Source organism: Pseudomonas sp. Pso3 (assembly GCF_055393275.1).
Map to the genome: position 1 here is coordinate 1,903,686 of NZ_AP043687.1, position 14,751 is coordinate 1,918,436.

General features: G+C 67.0%; 11 protein-coding genes. All 11 read right to left on the bottom strand.

The annotated features are described in order from the left end of the window. Positions 1 to 29: 29 nt before the first annotated feature. The 11 genes from cobA to nuoK all read right to left on the bottom strand — a co-directional run bounded on the left by cobA (position 30) and on the right by nuoK (position 14,727). The gene (cobA, locus tag ACZ5R1_RS08910; RefSeq protein WP_007158904.1) at positions 30 to 776 is read right to left on the bottom strand and encodes a uroporphyrinogen-III C-methyltransferase; all 747 of its coding nucleotides are present in this window, start codon (positions 774 to 776) and stop codon (positions 30 to 32) included. 241 nt (positions 777 to 1,017) lie between these two features. Then, on the bottom strand, positions 1,018 to 1,818 hold the full coding sequence (locus ACZ5R1_RS08915) for an ABC transporter ATP-binding protein (protein ID WP_017642296.1): 801 nt from the start codon (positions 1,816 to 1,818) through the stop codon (positions 1,018 to 1,020). A gap of 12 nt (positions 1,819 to 1,830) precedes the next feature. Further along, positions 1,831 to 2,676, bottom strand: a complete 846-nt coding sequence (gene ntrB, locus ACZ5R1_RS08920) for a nitrate ABC transporter permease (protein WP_017642297.1) — start codon at positions 2,674 to 2,676, stop codon at positions 1,831 to 1,833. A 29-nt stretch (positions 2,677 to 2,705) separates the two neighbouring features. Beyond that, on the bottom strand, positions 2,706 to 4,031 hold the full coding sequence (locus tag ACZ5R1_RS08925; RefSeq protein WP_027599805.1) for a CmpA/NrtA family ABC transporter substrate-binding protein: 1,326 nt from the start codon (positions 4,029 to 4,031) through the stop codon (positions 2,706 to 2,708). Positions 4,032 to 4,319: 288 nt separating this feature from the next. Then, positions 4,320 to 5,564, bottom strand: coding sequence for a nitrate regulatory protein (locus tag ACZ5R1_RS08930; protein WP_115945384.1), 1,245 nt, complete (start codon positions 5,562 to 5,564; stop codon positions 4,320 to 4,322). Between the two features lie 63 nt (positions 5,565 to 5,627). Beyond that, positions 5,628 to 7,298 carry a bifunctional protein-serine/threonine kinase/phosphatase gene (locus ACZ5R1_RS08935; RefSeq protein WP_042133473.1) on the bottom strand — a complete coding sequence of 557 codons (1,671 nt, stop codon included), beginning with the start codon at positions 7,296 to 7,298 and terminating at the stop codon, positions 5,628 to 5,630. 73 nt (positions 7,299 to 7,371) lie between these two features. Beyond that, complete coding sequence (locus ACZ5R1_RS08940; RefSeq protein ID WP_464713050.1) at positions 7,372 to 9,405, bottom strand: M13 family metallopeptidase; 2,034 nt, start codon at positions 9,403 to 9,405, stop codon at positions 7,372 to 7,374. A gap of 150 nt (positions 9,406 to 9,555) precedes the next feature. Further along, positions 9,556 to 11,007: an NADH-quinone oxidoreductase subunit NuoN gene (nuoN, locus tag ACZ5R1_RS08945; protein ID WP_027599801.1), complete on the bottom strand. Its 1,452-nt coding sequence runs from the start codon at positions 11,005 to 11,007 to the stop codon at positions 9,556 to 9,558. Positions 11,008 to 11,014: 7 nt separating this feature from the next. Beyond that, complete coding sequence (nuoM, locus tag ACZ5R1_RS08950; RefSeq protein ID WP_007158896.1) at positions 11,015 to 12,547, bottom strand: NADH-quinone oxidoreductase subunit M; 1,533 nt, start codon at positions 12,545 to 12,547, stop codon at positions 11,015 to 11,017. 27 nt (positions 12,548 to 12,574) lie between these two features. Then, complete coding sequence (gene nuoL, locus ACZ5R1_RS08955; protein ID WP_027599800.1) at positions 12,575 to 14,422, bottom strand: NADH-quinone oxidoreductase subunit L; 1,848 nt, start codon at positions 14,420 to 14,422, stop codon at positions 12,575 to 12,577. Further along, positions 14,419 to 14,727 (bottom strand): NADH-quinone oxidoreductase subunit NuoK, encoded by a 309-nt coding sequence (gene nuoK, locus ACZ5R1_RS08960; RefSeq protein ID WP_007158894.1) that lies wholly within the window; start codon positions 14,725 to 14,727, stop codon positions 14,419 to 14,421. Before nuoK ends, nuoL begins: the two co-directional genes overlap by 4 nt. Positions 14,728 to 14,751: the final 24 nt, after the last annotated feature.

Sequence of the window (14,751 nt, forward strand, 5' to 3'; positions counted from 1 at the left end):
AACGGCGGCTGGGCTCCGGAGTTCGCCGCTCAGGCCTGGGCGGCGAAGCTCAGGGCCTGTTGCAGGGCGGCCTGGCCGACCACCTCGCCGATCACCAGGATCGCCGGGCTGCGCAGCTGGAAGAGGGCGGCGTCCACCTGCAGATCCTGCAGGGTCGAGCGGCACTCGCGCTGGCTGGGCAGGGAGGCGTTCTCGATCATGGCCACCGGGGTGGTCAAGGCCAGACCGCCGTCCAGCAGGCCCTGCTGGATCTCGGCCAGGCGCGCCACGCCCATGTAGACCACCAGGGTGGTGCCGGTGGCGGCCAGGGCCGGCCAATTGGGCGCGCTGTCGTCCTGGGTGTGGGCGGTGACCAGGGTCACGCCCCGGGCCACGCCTCTCAGGGTCAGGGAGATGCCGCAGGCGGTGGCGCCAGCCAGGCCGGCGGTGATGCCGTTGACGATCTCGCTGCTGACGCCACGGGCGGCCAGCCATTCGGCTTCCTCGCCGGCGCGACCGAAGATGCAGGGATCGCCGCCCTTGAGCCGGGCCACGCAACGGCCCTGGCGGGCATAGCGCAGCATCAGTCGATGGATGAAGGCCTGGGGCGTGGAGCGGCAACCGCCGCGCTTGCCGACGCGGATCACCCGGGCGTTCGGGCAGTGTTCGAGCACCGCCGGATTGACCAGGTCATCGATCATCACCACCTCGGCCTCGCCCAGGGCGCGCACGGCCTTGAGGGTCAGCAATTCGGGATCGCCGGGGCCGGCACCGATCAACCAGACTTTCCCGCTCATGTAGTGACCTCTCGTATCCAGGGTGGCGACTGTAACGCAAAAAAAAGGCGTCCCGCTGCAAGCAGCTGGGACGCCTTTGTCCGGAGGGTCTTTCCTCGCCGTTGAAGAAAGACCTATGTTGTCTGAGGATTTGCAGACTTCGTGCCAGTTGCCCCTGCGAGACAAACCCTGGGTTTGCGCGCGCGGGAGACCGTAAAATCGCCCCGTTTCGAGGCGTGTTGCCTTGAAACGGTGCGAATGGTCAGGCTACGGCACCGGGGTGGCTGTGCTTCTCGTAGAGGAAGCTCAGCACCGCGTGGCGATAGCCGTTGTAGCGGGGATCGTCGACCAGGGTGATGCGATCGCGCGGCCGCGGCAGGTCGATGGTGAGGATCTCGCCGATGGTGGCCGCCGGGCCGTTGGTCATCATGACGATGCGATCCGAGAGCAGCACCGCCTCGTCCACGTCGTGGGTGATCATCATCACGGTGTTGCGCAATTCGCTCTGGATGCGCATCACCTCATCCTGCAGATGCGCCCGGGTGAGGGCGTCCAGGGCGCCGAAGGGCTCGTCCAGCAAGAGCACCTTGGGCTCCATGGCCAGGGCGCGGGCGATACCGACCCGCTGCTTCATGCCACCGGAAATCTCGCTGGGCCTTTTGTGCAGGGCATGGCTCATGTTGACCATTTCCAGGTTGTGCAGCGTCCAGGCATGGCGCTCGGCCTTGCTCTTGGCGCCCCGGAACACCTTGTCCACCGCCAGGGCGACGTTCTCGTAGACCGTCAGCCAGGGCAGCAGCGAGTGGTTCTGGAACACCAGGCTGCGCTCTGGACCAGGACCGCGGACCTCGCGGTTCTCCAGCAGGATGGAGCCGGAAGTGGGTTCGATCAGGCCGGCGACGATGTTGAGCACCGTCGACTTGCCGCAGCCGGAGTGGCCGATGATGGAGATGTACTCGCCGCGTTCGATCTTGAGATTGACGTCGCGCAGCACCGTGGAGGTCAGGCCGTTGCGGGTGAAGCTCTTGTCGACGTGCTCGATGCTCAGGTAGGGCTGGGCCATGGTGGGAGTCCTCTAGTTCGCGGTGCCGCGGGTGACCAGCCGGCCGATGAGGGCCACCAGCCGGTCGAGCAGGAAGCCGATGACGCCGACGTAGACCAGCGCCAGGATGATGTCGCTGATGCGCGAGGCGTTCCAGGCATCCCAGATGAAGAAGCCGATGCCCACGCCACCGATCAGCATCTCGGCGGCGATGATGGCCAGCCACGACAGGCCCACGCCGATGCGCAGGCCGGAGAAGATGTAGGGCGCGGCGGCCGGCAGCATGATCTTCTGGAAGTATTCCCAGCCATTCAGGCGCAGGACGCGCGCCACGTTGCGGTAGTCCTCGGGGATGTTGCGGATGCCTACCGAGGTATTGATGATGATCGGCCAGATGGCGGTGATGAAGATGACGAACAGCGCCGAGGGGTGGCTGTCCTTGAAGCCGGCCAGGGACAGCGGCAGCCAGGCCAGCGGTGGCACGGTGCGCAGGACCTGGAACAGTGGATCGAGGCCGCGCATGGCCCAGGCCGACTGGCCCACCAGCACGCCCAGGGCGATACCCACCACGGCGGCCATCAGGTAGCCGTAGGCGACGCGTTCGAGGCTGGCCAGCAGTTGCCAGGCCATGCCCACGTCATTGCCGCCGTTGTCGTAGAAGGGCTGGGTGATCAGCTCCCAGGTGTCGTTGACCACCTGGCTCGGCGGCGGCAGGGCCGCGCCGGGGCGACTGCACAGCAGTTGCCAGACGATCAGCAGCAGGGCGCCCACCACCAGCGGTGGCAGGCCATTGCGCAGCACCTGCTGGCCGAAGCGACGCAGACGGGTTTGCGGACGAAAGGTCGCGAGGGCCTTGGGCGGCCGGGTGTGGGCGTTCATCGGCGGCACTCCTTGAGGGATGGTGGACGTCAGGCCTTGAGCGTCAGGCTGGCGAGATAGGCCTTGGGATCGGCGGGGTCGAACACCTTGCCGTCGAAGAAGCTTTCCTTGCCGCGCGAGTTGCCGGCGGGGATGTCGCCGGCCGGGACGCCGATGGCCGCCGCCGCTTCGCGCCAGAGATCGGCGCGGTTGACCTTGGCGATCAGGCCCTGGGCATCCAGGTCGCCGGGTAGATAGCCCCAGCGCTGGTTCTCGGTGATGAACCAGAGGTCGTGGCTCTGGTAGGGGAAGGAGGCATGCTCGTTCCAGAACTTCATCAGGTGCGGACTGTTCTGCACCACCCGGCCGGTACCGTAGTCGAAGGTGCCCTGCAGGCGGCCGACCACGTCCTCGGCGGGCGCGCCGATCCAGCGCCGCTTGGCGCAGATCTCGGCGACCTTCGGCTTGTTCGCCGCCACGTCGCAGTATTGCTGGGCCTCCAGTACCGCCTTGAGCAGCGCCACGGTGGCCTTGGGATTGGCCTGGACATAGTCGCCGCGCAGGGCCAGGGCCTTCTCGGGGTGATTGGCCCAGAGCTCGCCGGTGGTCAGGGCGCTGTAGCCGATGTTCTGCTTGATCAGCTGGGCGTTCCAGGGCTCGCCGACGCAGAAGGTGTCCATGTTGCCGACCTTCATGTTGGCGACCATCTGCGCCGGGGGCACCACCAGGGTGGTGATGTCCTTGTTCGGGTCGATACCATTGGCCGCCAGCCAGTAGCGAATCCACAGATCATGGGTGCCGCCTGGGAAGGTCATGGCGGCCGAGGTCTTCTTGCCAGCGGCCTGGCGCGCGGCCAGGGCGGTCTTGAAGCCGCTGGCGTCTAGGCCGACCTTTTGCTCCTTGTAGTCGTTTGACAGGGAGATGCCCTGGCCGTCGACGTTCAGCCGTGCCAGCAGGGCCATGGGCAGCGGCTGGCCGTTGGGGGTGATCTTGCCGGAGGCCAGGTGATAGACCATGGGGGTGAGGATGTGGGCGCCGTCGATGCCATTGGCCGCCGAGCCCAGCACCAGGTTGTCGCGGGTGGTGCCCCAGGAGGATTGCTTGAGCACCTCCACCTCGGTCATGCCGTGCTTGGCGAACAGCCCCAGTTCGTCGGCGACGAACAGCGGCGCGGCATCGGTGAGGGCGATGAAGCCCAGTTTGGCCTTGGTCGTCTCCACGGCATCGCTGCCGGAGGCCCAGGCGGCGGACCTCAGCCCGGGTGGCAGCAGCGTGAGCGCGGCGCCAGCGCCTAGTACGCCGAGCGACTGCTTGAGGAAACTGCGGCGGGGGAGTCCGCGACCGGCCTGGTCATCGTTACGCGAGCTGTCGTCCATCGTCCTTCCTTATTTCGCGGGCACAAAAAAGGCATCCACTCTCGGCAGGCTTGGGCTGCGAGCGTGGACACCTTCGTCCGGGGATTGCTGTGGGAGCGCGAGGCGCTCGCCAGGGCTTCTGCAGGGACTGTGCCAAGCCCGGAATCCCGGGCGATCCAGGCCTTTGCGGGTCTTGGGCGCACAGTCAGGGGGCGTTTCTCTGCCAGGGTGCGCCCTGGCAGCGCATGGAGGCTGCCGAACGGGCCCGGGCAGTACGATGGCCAATACTGATCGATGAATAGTGCCGACCTAGGGCTCCTGGCCGAGTAGCTGCCGGACCAGCTCGGGCAGCGGCCGGCCGCTGCGCATCGCCAGCCGCTGCAGATGCTGGTGGGCGTCCGCCTCCGGCAGTTGCAGTTGCTGCATGAGCTGCTGCTTGGCGCGCTCCAGCAGCTTGCGCTCGACCAGGGAGCGGCGGGTTTCCTGCAGCTCCGCCTCCACCTCATGCAGGCGTCGGGTCTGCTCGTGCAGCAATTCGAGGATGCCGGGCTGACCTTCGCCTGGCCGGGCTTCACCCAGCGGATTGGCGGTCAGGCTGAACAGCAGCGGCGTGCTCGGCTCGCGGTCGAGCTCGGCCAGGCGGCGGGACAGCTTGCGATGGCTGTCCAGGTCCGCCTGGGCCTGGGCGATGCTCTTCGCACAGCGCGCGCGGAGTTCCAGGACCAGGTGCTGGGCGACCCCCTGCATGGCGTCCAGGCGGCGGGTATTGAGTTCGAACCAGAGTTCGGCCAGCGCCGGCTCCACCTGGGCACTCGCCGAGGTGCGCTGGGCGACGCCGCGCAGCCGTTCGATCTGCGGCCGCGAGGCGCACTCCTGCACCCCGTGCCAGAGGATCAGGGCCTGGGGATCGGCATGATCGAGGAAACCGGCGAAGCAACGGGCCTGGCCACTGTCCAGGTCGTCGAGACGGGCCAGCAGCACGGCATCGAAATGACCCTGGGCGAAGCCGACCACGCCGGTCGCCCGGGCCTGGCCCGCCAGTTCCTTGCCCTGCATGAAGTTGAACAGCGCCACCAGGGCCCGGCTGAGACCCGGGTCGCTCGCCGTGTCGGCCGCCTCGAAGATGACCGCCAGCAAGCCGCCGATCAGGTGCGAGAAGGCCGCCGTGGCCTCTTCCATCCCCAGGCGCCGGTCGAGCACGCCGCGCCTCAGGCCCGGCAGGCCATCGAGCAGGTGTAGGACACAGGCGATGCGATTGAGCAGGCGCGGGCGATCCTGGGCCAGGCTGGCGTCGAGGGTGTCCAGGCCTTCGCGCAGACGCGTCTCGCTGCAGCGCGTCGTGGCCGAATGCCGTTCCAGGGCGCTGCGATAGCGATCGCTGCCCGTCCCCAGCAGGATATTGCTGAAGCCGCGCTCGCGCTGCAGGTCATGTACCAGCGCGCTGGCGCCCTCCACCAGTTCGCAGGTCAGGGCAAGACCCTCCAGTTGCTGCAGTTCGCAACGGCGGGCCGCTAGCATGAAACGCAGGGCAGGGGGCATCTGGCGATCGGACATGGGGCGAGACTCGAGCAGGAGGCTGGCCACTGGCCTGCAAAAGCTGCTCCAGACCGGGACGCCTCAGTGGCGATAGAGCCACAACAGCCCGAGCACCAGGTTGGCCAGAAGCGACAGGGTCGCGACCACCTGCCAGGTGCGCAGCGGATCGCGGTGCAGCAGCGGCAGGGCGCGGACCGCCGGTTGCCGCTCGCCCTGCTCCAGCAGCAGCAGGGCTTCTTCCGCGGTTTCGAAGCGCTCGGCGGGGTCGACCGCCACGGCCCGCTGCAGCCAGTCGTCGAGCCAGGCCGGTACATCCGGACGCCGGCGCAGGGCGCTGGCCGGCGTGCCGAAGCGTGGGCGCTGGAAGGGCTCCACCTCGCCATAGGGATAAGCACCGGTCAGCAGCTGATAGAGGGTCACCCCGGCCGCATAGAGATCCTGGGCGGGACTCGGCTCGGCGCCTTCGAAGGATTCCGGCGCCCGGTAGCTGGGGGTGCCCGGACTGTCCTGCAGATCCTGGGACAGTTGCGGACAGTAGGCCAGGCCGAAGTCCAGCAGGCGCAGTTCACCATCCTGGCCGCGGTGCAGATTGTCCGGCTTGATGTCGCGGTGAAGGATGTTGCGTCTGTGCAACTGGCCGAGCGCACGCAACAGGCGCGAGGCGACGTCCAGCCAGTCGGCCAGGGCCAGGGGCCCGTCGCTGGTCAGCTGTTGCGCCAGGGTGCGCCCCGGATATTCGCGCTGCACGAAATAGAGGTGGGCGCGCCGTGGCAGCGGATGCACCTCGACGAAGGCGCGGCCGGCGACGCGCCGCAGGAACCACTCCTCCATGAGCAGGGCATGACCGGCCAGGGTGTCGAATTGCAGCGCCGCGGGGAGGGTCTTGAGCAGCCAGGGGCGGCCACCCTCGTCGGTGACCCGGTAGAGCAGCGATTGCCGCGACTCGGCCAGGCGCTCCACCACCGTCCAGCCTTCGAAGGCTTGGCCGGGCTTCAGGGCAGGCAGCGGCGGCCAGGTGTCGGCATTGGCCAGGGTATCGGCCAGGGAGATGTCCGGCAGGCGATCGACCCGCACCAGCAGGGCGCTGGCATTGTCCTGGCCGCCGGCATGCAGGGCGCCAGCCACCAGCGCCTGGGCGGTCGCGTCCAGATCGCTGACGCCGTCGACGAGGATGCGCCTCATGCTGTCTTCGCCCAGCGCGGCCCAGACCCCATCGCTCACCAGCAGCAGGGTTTCGCCGGCTTCCAGTTCGCCTTCGCGAAAATCCACCACCAGGTGGTTTTCCAGCCCCAGGGCGCGGGTCAGCACATGCTGCATGCCGGCCTGCTGCCAGACGTGGTCGACGGTGAGACAGGTCAGCCGTTCGCCGTGCCAGCGATAGGCGCGGCAGTCGCCGACATGGGCCAGGGTGTAGCGCCGGCCGCGGATCACCAGGGCGGTGAGGGTGGTCAGCAGTGGCTGGCCATTGCCCGCGGCCTGCAGCCAGCGATTCTGCGCCAGCAGCAGTCGTTCCAGCGCCTGGGCCACCGGCCAGGTTTCCGGAGTGGAGTAGTAGTCCTGGGCCAGGGCCTGAAGGGTGGCGCGCGCCGCCAGGCCACCGTCCGGACAACCGCTGACGCCATCGGCGAGGGCGAACAGGTGCCCCTTGGTCGCCGCCAGCGCCGCGCTGGGCTGGACACTGCGCAAGGCGTCCTGGTTTTCCTTGCGCGGACCGGTCGCAGTGGCTTCGGCGAAGGCGAGTTCTAGGGGCATGGACGGGGCGCCAGGGGAGAGAGAAGGCGAGCGATGCAAAAGCGATACCCGCTCGACCGACGCCCCCGGTCTGTCACCAGATTTCCACGCGCTGCTCGTCCGGCCGGACCATGGCATCGCCTGCCTTGCAGCTGAAGGCCTGGGCGAAGGCCGGCATGTTGGACGGCGCGCCGATGGCACGGAATCTCATGGGCGCATGGGGATCGGTGTTGAGGAACAGGCGCGCCTGCTCTTCACGGATCGAGCCCCGCCAGACCCGCGCCCAGTTGAGGAAGAAGCGCTGGTCCTGGGTATAGCCGTCGATCTTCCGGGCAGCCTCTTCCGGCTTCTTCGCCAGGGCCAGTTGCAGGGCGTCATAGGCGGCATTGATGCCGCCGAGGTCGCCGATATTCTCGCCCAGGGTGAGCTTGCCGTTGACGTGCAGCTCCGGATGGTCCGGCAGCGGCCGATAACCGTCGAATTGCTGCACCAGCTTGCCGGTGCGGGCCTCGAAGGCCTTGCGGTCGGCCGGGGTCCACCAGTCGACCTGGTTGCCGGCACCGTCGAACTTGCTGCCCTGGTCGTCGAAGCCATGGCTGGCCTCGTGGCCGATCACCGCGCCGATGCCGCCGTAGTTGATGGCGTCGTCGCCGTCCGGATAGAAGAAGGGCGGCTGCAGGATGGCCGCGGGGAAGTTGATGGTGTTGTCGGTGGGGCTGTAGTAGGCGTTGACCGTCTGCGGATACATGCCCCATTCCTTGCGGTCGGTGGGCTTGCCGATCTTGTCCAGGTCATGCCGGTAGTTGAAGCGCGAGGCGGCTTCCAGGTTGGCATAGAATCCCCGGGGCTGGAGGGTCAGGCCGCTCCAGTCACGCCAGCGCTCCGGATAGCCGATCTTGGGCAGGAAGCTGTCCCACTTGGCCAGCGCCTTCTGCTTGGTCTCGGGGCTCATCCAGTCGAGCTGCTCGATGCGCGCCTTGAGCGCCAGCATCACGTTGTCCACCAGTTCCTGGGCGCGGGCCTTGGCCTGGGGCGAGAAATGCTCCTGCACATAGAGCTGGCCGAGACCTTCGCCCATGGCGCCGTTGACCGCGCGCAGCACCCGCTTCCAGCGCTCGCTCTGCTGCTGCTGGCCGCTCAGGGTCTTCTGGTTGAAGTCGAAGCTCTCCTGCTGGAAGGGCCGGGACAGCAGCGGCGCGGCGTCGTCGATCACATGGGCACGCAGATAGGCCTGCCACTGCTCGACGGGGGTCTCCGCCAGCATCCGGTCGAATTCGGCGAAGAAGCCCGGCTGGGACAGCGAAAAGCCCTGCTGGCCGGTGACGCCCTGGCTGGCGAAGAAGGCCTGCCAGTCGAAGTGCGGCGTCACCTGGTTGGCCTCGGCGAAGCTCAGGTAGTGATACTGGTTTTCCGGATTGCGCAGCTCCACCGGCTTGACCGAGGCGCGCGCCAGGCGACTCTCGAAGGCCAGCACCAGTTCGGCCTGGGCGGCGGCCCTGGCCTTGGGTACGCCGGTCAGGACCAGCAGCCGGGCGATGTGGCCCAGATAGGCCTGGCGCAGCTTGGCGTAGTCGGCTTCGGTGTAGTAGTCGGGTGTCGGCAGGCCCAGGCCGCCCTGGTAGGCATAGGCGATCTGCTGCTTGGCATTCTGGTAGTCGGCGCCGGAGCCGAAGGAGAACACCTGCATGTCGCCGCGGGCGAAGCTCTGTTGCAGGTACTTCACGACATCGGCCGTGGTGCGCAATCCGTCGATGGCCGCCAGTTGTGCCTGGATCGGCCGATAGCCGGCGCGCTCGATGGCGGCCTCGTCCATGCCCGTGCGATACAGCCAGCCGATCTTCTGTTCCACCGAGCCCGCTGCCGCCCGATCGGCCGTGCGGGCCGCCCGCTGCAGGATGGCGTGCTGGTCGTTGAGCGATTTCTCCCCCAGGGCCATGAAGGAACCCCAGCGCGACTTGTCCGGCGGGATCGGATTGGCGGCGACCCACTTCTGGTTGACGAAGGTGTCGAGGTCGCTGCAGGCGGTGGCGGGGTCACCCAGTTCGGTGACGTCGAAGACAGGGGCGGCGAAGGCCTGGCCGCCGAGCAGCAGGCCGATGGCGAGGGTGAGAGGTTTCAACGCAGGCATGGGAGAAAGGGGTCTCCAGGAAAGGACAGGAAAAGCAGGGTAGGGCGCCGAGGGTAGCGGTCGGGGCGCGACCCTGCCAAGGGCGGGTCTCTTGCGGACCCCAGAAACGACGATCCCCGCCGAAGCGGGGATCGTGGGCGACGTCCTGGATCAGAACACCGTCAGCTGCGCCAGTTGCAGCAGCGGCTGCGGATAGACGCCGAGGACGAAGGTCGCGATGGAAATGGCGATCAGCATCACGCCACCGGCGCGCTGACCCCAGTTCATCGGCGCATCGTGGCGCTGCAGGCCCTGCTCGGTCAGGTACAGGGTGACCATCACGCGCAGGTAATAGAACAGGCCGATGGCGCTGCCCAGCACGATGGCCGCGGTCTGCCACCACATGCCCGCTTCCACGCCCACGGTGATGACGTAGAACTTGCCGATGAAACCGGCGGTGAGCGGGATGCCGGCCAGGGACAGCATCATCACAGTCAGCGCCGCGGTCAGGTATGGACGGCGCCAGAACAGGCCGCGGTACTCGAACAGGGCATCGGCGTCACGCTGGCCGTTGCTCGGGCTGGACATCAGGGTGATCACGCCGAACGCGCCCAGGCTGGTGAAGACATAGGTCACCAGGTAGACCGCCACGGCTTCCATCGACAGGCCTTCGCCCGAGGCCACTGCCACCAGCAGGTAGCCGAAGTGGGAGATGGAGGAGTAACCCAGCAGACGCTTGAGGTTGCTCTGCATCAGCGCCAGCAGGTTGCCCACCAGCATGGAGGCGATGGCGATGAAGGCGATGGCATCGTGCAGCCAGCCGTCTTCGGTGGCCATGGGCATGGTCTGGAACACCCGTACCAGCACGGCGAACACGGCGACCTTGCTGGCGGTGGCCAGGAAGGCGCCGACCGGCGCCGGGGCGCCCTCGTAGACGTCCGGGGTCCAGAGGTGGAAGGGCACCAGGGACAGCTTGAAGCCGAGACCGACGATCAGCATGCCCAGGCCGATTTCCATCAGCAGGCCGGTGCTGGCCGGGGCGTCCATCTGCATGCCGATGTCGGCGAAGTTGAGGCTGCCGGACTGGGCATAGAGCAGGGCCATGCCGAACAGCAGGATGGCCGAACCGGCGGCGGACAGCACCAGGTACTTCATGCCGGCTTCCAGGGAGCGGCGATTGAAGTAGCTGTAGGCCACCAGGCCGTAGACCGGTACCGACAGCAGTTCCAGGCCGATGAACAGACCGGCGACGTTCTGCGCCGCCACCAGCACCAGACCGCCGGTGGCGGAGATCAGCAGCAGCAGGTACAGCTCTTCGCGGTTGCCCGGATAGCCTTCCATGTAGGCATGCGACAGGGTCATGCAGGCCAGGGTGGCGATCAGGATCAGCGCCATGTAGAAGCAGGTGAAGCCGTCGATGCGCAGCAGCGGGGTGACGTCGATGGCGCCGACGCCCAGGGCCGGGATGCAGGACAGCAGGGCCAGGTTGAGACCGATCACGCCCAGGGTCGGGATGATGGTGTGATCCCGCCGCCAGGCGATGCCCAGCATCACCACCACGGCGGTGAAGCCGGTGATGATGATCGGCAGGAGGGCGATGAAGTGTTCGTAGGTAAAGGTCATGGCGCTCTTACCGGGCGGAAACGAGAGAGGAGAAGGCTTCGCCGAGCCACTGCTGGACACCGGCCATGCTCGCGGCCGAGGTATCCAGCACCGGCTGCGGATAGACGCCGAGCAGCACCAGCAGCACGCCAAGCAACAGCAGCATCGACAGTTCCCGTGCGTTCAGACCCGGCAGGGCGCCTTCGGCCTTGGCCGGACCGAAGTAGGCGCGGTGGATCATGATCAGCGAGTAGACCGAGGCGAACACCAGGCCGAAGGTGGCGATGACGGTGATCATCGGCACCACCGGGAAGGCGCCCAGCAGGATCAGGAATTCGCCGACGAAGTTGCCGGTACCCGGCAGACCCAGCGAAGCCGAGGCGAAGAACAGACTCAGGGCGGGCAGGTAGGGCACCCGCGCCCAGAGCCCGCCCATCTGGCGCATGTCACGGGTGTGCATGCGCTCATAGAGCTGGCCGCAGAGGATGAACAGGCCGGCGGCGGAGAGGCCGTGGGCGATCATCTGGACCACCACGCCCTGCAGCGCCTGGGGGCTGCCGGAGTAGATGCCGATCAGCACGAAGCCCATGTGCGAGACGCTGGAGTAGGCCACCAGGCGCTTGATGTCGGTCTGGGCGAACGACAGGATGGCGCCGTAGAAGATGCCGATGATGCCCAGCCACATGGCGATCGGCGCGAATTCCGCCGAGGCGTTGGGGAACAGCGGAATGGCGAAGCGCAGCAGGCCGTAGGCGGCGGTCTTGAGCAGGATGCCGGCGAGGTCGACGGAACCGGCGGTCGGCGCCTGGGCGTGGGCATCCGGGAGCCAGGAGTGCACCGGCACCACCGGCAGCTTCACCGCGAAGGCGATGAAGAAGCCCAGCATCAGCAGGTATTCCAGCTTGGGATCCAGTTGCAGCTGCAGCAGGTCTTCGTAGTCGAAGGTCAGGACGCCGGTCGCACCGTAGTTCACCAGCACCAGGGCGATGATCGCCACCAGCATGATCAGACCGCTGGCCTGGGTGAAGATGAAGAACTTGGTGGCGGCGGTGATGCGGCTCTTCTTGCCGTCCGCGGAGCTATGGCCCCACAGCGCGATCAGGAAGTACATCGGCACCAGCATCATTTCCCAGAAGAAGAAGAACAGGAACAGGTCCAGCGCCAGGAACACCCCCACCACGCCGCCGATGATCCACAGCAGGTTGAGGTGGAAGAAGCCGACGTGGCGCTGCACTTCGCGCCAGGAGCAGGTCACCGCCAGCACACCGAGCAGGCCGGTGAGCAGGATCATCAGCAGCGACAGGCCGTCGAGACCGAAGTGCAGGCTGATGCCGAAGCGCGGAATCCAGTTCATCTGGAATTCCGCGGTCCAGGCGGTTTCGGCGCCAGGGGCCGGAGCCAGGCTGTAGTCGCCGTGGGCCCACAGCCACAGGCCGAGCACCAGCTCCAGCAGCATGGTGAACAGAGCGATCCAGCGGGGCACCAGTGGGCCGGTCTTTTCCGTGAGGAAGCAGAGCAGGCCGCCGATGAAGGGGATCAGGATTAGCCAGGGCAGAAGCATGACGTGTACTTATCCTTAGTCAGGGGGTCAGGCCAGCAGCAGCGCGCCGAGCAGCAGCACGGCGCCTCCCACGATGGAAGCCGCGTACCAGCGCAGACGGCCGTTCTCGGTGATGCTCAGCGCCAGGTTGCCACCGCGCGCCAGCATCGGGATCAGGCCGATGGCCTGGTCGATGGGATCGCGGCGCAGCAGGCGGGCCAGCAGCAGGTACGGCTTGACGAAGATCAGGTCGTACAGCCAGTCGAAGCCCCAGGCGTGATACCACCAGGTCCCGAAGAAGCGACCCGGTGCGCTCTTGGCCAGGCCGTTCACGAAGGAACGCTTGCCGAGGAAGAGCAGGGCGGCCAGCAGGATACCGGCGATGGCGATGGCCCCCGAGGTGATCTCCAGCGAGTGCTTGGCTTCGCCACCGGCATGGCCGATGGACTCCGGCAGCACGCCGGCCAGCGGCGGCACGATCATCGCGCCGACGAAGGTCGAGAGCACCAGCAGCACCGCCAGCGGCAGGTTGTGGGCGATGCCGTGGCCGGCATGGGCCTCGGTGTGCGCCTGGCCATGGAAGGTGATGAAGATCAGGCGGAAGGTGTAGATCGAGGTCAGGAAGGCACCGGCCAGGCCTGCATAGAGCAGGTAGGTGTGACCGCTGGCCATGGCTTCCCAGAGGATCTCGTCCTTGGAGTAGAAGCCGGCGGTGACCAGCGGCAGCGCCGCCAGGGCCGAACCACCCACCACGAAGCTGGCGTAGGCCAGGGGAATCTTCTTCCACAGGCCGCCCATCTTGAAGATGTTCTGCTCGTGGTGGCAGGCGAGGATCACCGAACCCGAGGCGAGGAACAGCAGCGCCTTGAAGAAGGCGTGGATCATCAGGTGGAAGATCGCCGGTTGCCAGGCGCCGACACCCAGGGCCAGGAACATGTAGCCGATCTGGCTCATGGTCGAATAGGCCAGGATGCGCTTGATGTCGGTCTGCACCAGGGCGGCGAAGCCAGCCAGCACCAGGGTCACGGCACCGACGATGCCGACCAGGTGCAGGATCTCCGGGGCCAGCAGGAACAGGCCGTGGGTCCGGGCGATCAGGTAGACGCCCGCGGTCACCATGGTCGCCGCGTGGATCAGGGCGGAGACCGGGGTGGGACCGGCCATGGCGTCCGCCAGCCAGGTCTGCAGCGGCAGCTGGGCCGACTTGCCGACGGCGCCGCCGAGCAGTGCCAGGGTGGCCAGCACGATCAGCGGATCGCCGCTGGCGAAGACGTCGGGCGCCTTCTGCAGCAGCTCCTGGATGTCCAGGGTGCCCAGGGTCATGAACAGGATGAACAGACCGAAGGCCATGAAGACGTCACCGACACGGGTGACGATGAAGGCCTTCAGCGCCGCGTTGCCGTTGGCGCGCTCGCTGTAGTAGAAGCCGATCAGCAGATAGCTGCACAGGCCCACGCCTTCCCAACCGAAGTACAGCAGCAGCAGGTTGTCACCGAGAACCAGCAGCAACATGCTGAAGATGAACAGGTTGGTGTAGGCGAAGAAGCGCGAGTAGCCCTCTTCACCGCGCATGTACCAGGAGGCGAACAGGTGGATCAGGAAGCCGACGCCGGTAACCACGCCGAGCATGGTCAGCGACAGGCCGTCCAGGTAGAGCGCCATGTTGGGCGCGAAGCCCTCCACGTTCATCCACTGCCAGAGGACGAGGGTCAGGTGACCGTCGGCGGGCGGCGCGACGTGGAAGTTCCAGCCGACCCAGGCGGCGACCAGCGCCGCCAGGCCCACCGAACCCACGCCGATCAGCGCGGAGAGATTCTCCGACAGCCGACCGCGGGAAAAGGCCAGCAGGAAGTAGCCGACCAGGGGAAAGGCGAAGGTGAGGGGTAGCAGGTTCATCCGTGCATCTCGCTGGCGGCATCGACGTCGAGGGTGTGGAAGCGGCGATAGAGCTGCAGCAGGATCGCCAGGCCGATACTGGCCTCGGCGGCGGCCAGGCTCAGCACCAGGATGAACATCACCTGGCCGTCGGGGGCGCCCCAACGGCTACCCGCGACCACGAAGGCCAGGGCGGCGGCGTTCATCATGATTTCCAGACTCATGAGCACGAAGAGGATGTTGCGGCGGACCATCAGGCCCACCAGGCCAAGGGCGAACAGGGCGCCGGCGAGGGCCAGGCCGTGTTCCAGAGGTATGGCGTTCATTGGCTGTTCTCCAGTCCTTGGCGA

Coding starts and splice junctions, on each gene's coding strand:
- nuoL (WP_027599800.1), bottom strand. CDS start 14,422: ATGAACCTGCTACCCCTCACCTTCGCCTTTCCCCTGGTCGGCTACTTC.
- ACZ5R1_RS08935 (WP_042133473.1), bottom strand. CDS start 7,298: ATGCCCCTAGAACTCGCCTTCGCCGAAGCCACTGCGACCGGTCCGCGC.
- nuoM (WP_007158896.1), bottom strand. CDS start 12,547: ATGCTTCTGCCCTGGCTAATCCTGATCCCCTTCATCGGCGGCCTGCTC.
- ACZ5R1_RS08940 (WP_464713050.1), bottom strand. CDS start 9,405: ATGCCTGCGTTGAAACCTCTCACCCTCGCCATCGGCCTGCTGCTCGGC.
- ACZ5R1_RS08925 (WP_027599805.1), bottom strand. CDS start 4,031: ATGGACGACAGCTCGCGTAACGATGACCAGGCCGGTCGCGGACTCCCC.
- ACZ5R1_RS08930 (WP_115945384.1), bottom strand. CDS start 5,564: ATGTCCGATCGCCAGATGCCCCCTGCCCTGCGTTTCATGCTAGCGGCC.
- ntrB (WP_017642297.1), bottom strand. CDS start 2,676: ATGAACGCCCACACCCGGCCGCCCAAGGCCCTCGCGACCTTTCGTCCG.
- cobA (WP_007158904.1), bottom strand. CDS start 776: ATGAGCGGGAAAGTCTGGTTGATCGGTGCCGGCCCCGGCGATCCCGAA.
- nuoK (WP_007158894.1), bottom strand. CDS start 14,727: ATGAACGCCATACCTCTGGAACACGGCCTGGCCCTCGCCGGCGCCCTG.
- nuoN (WP_027599801.1), bottom strand. CDS start 11,007: ATGACCTTTACCTACGAACACTTCATCGCCCTCCTGCCGATCATCATC.
- ACZ5R1_RS08915 (WP_017642296.1), bottom strand. CDS start 1,818: ATGGCCCAGCCCTACCTGAGCATCGAGCACGTCGACAAGAGCTTCACC.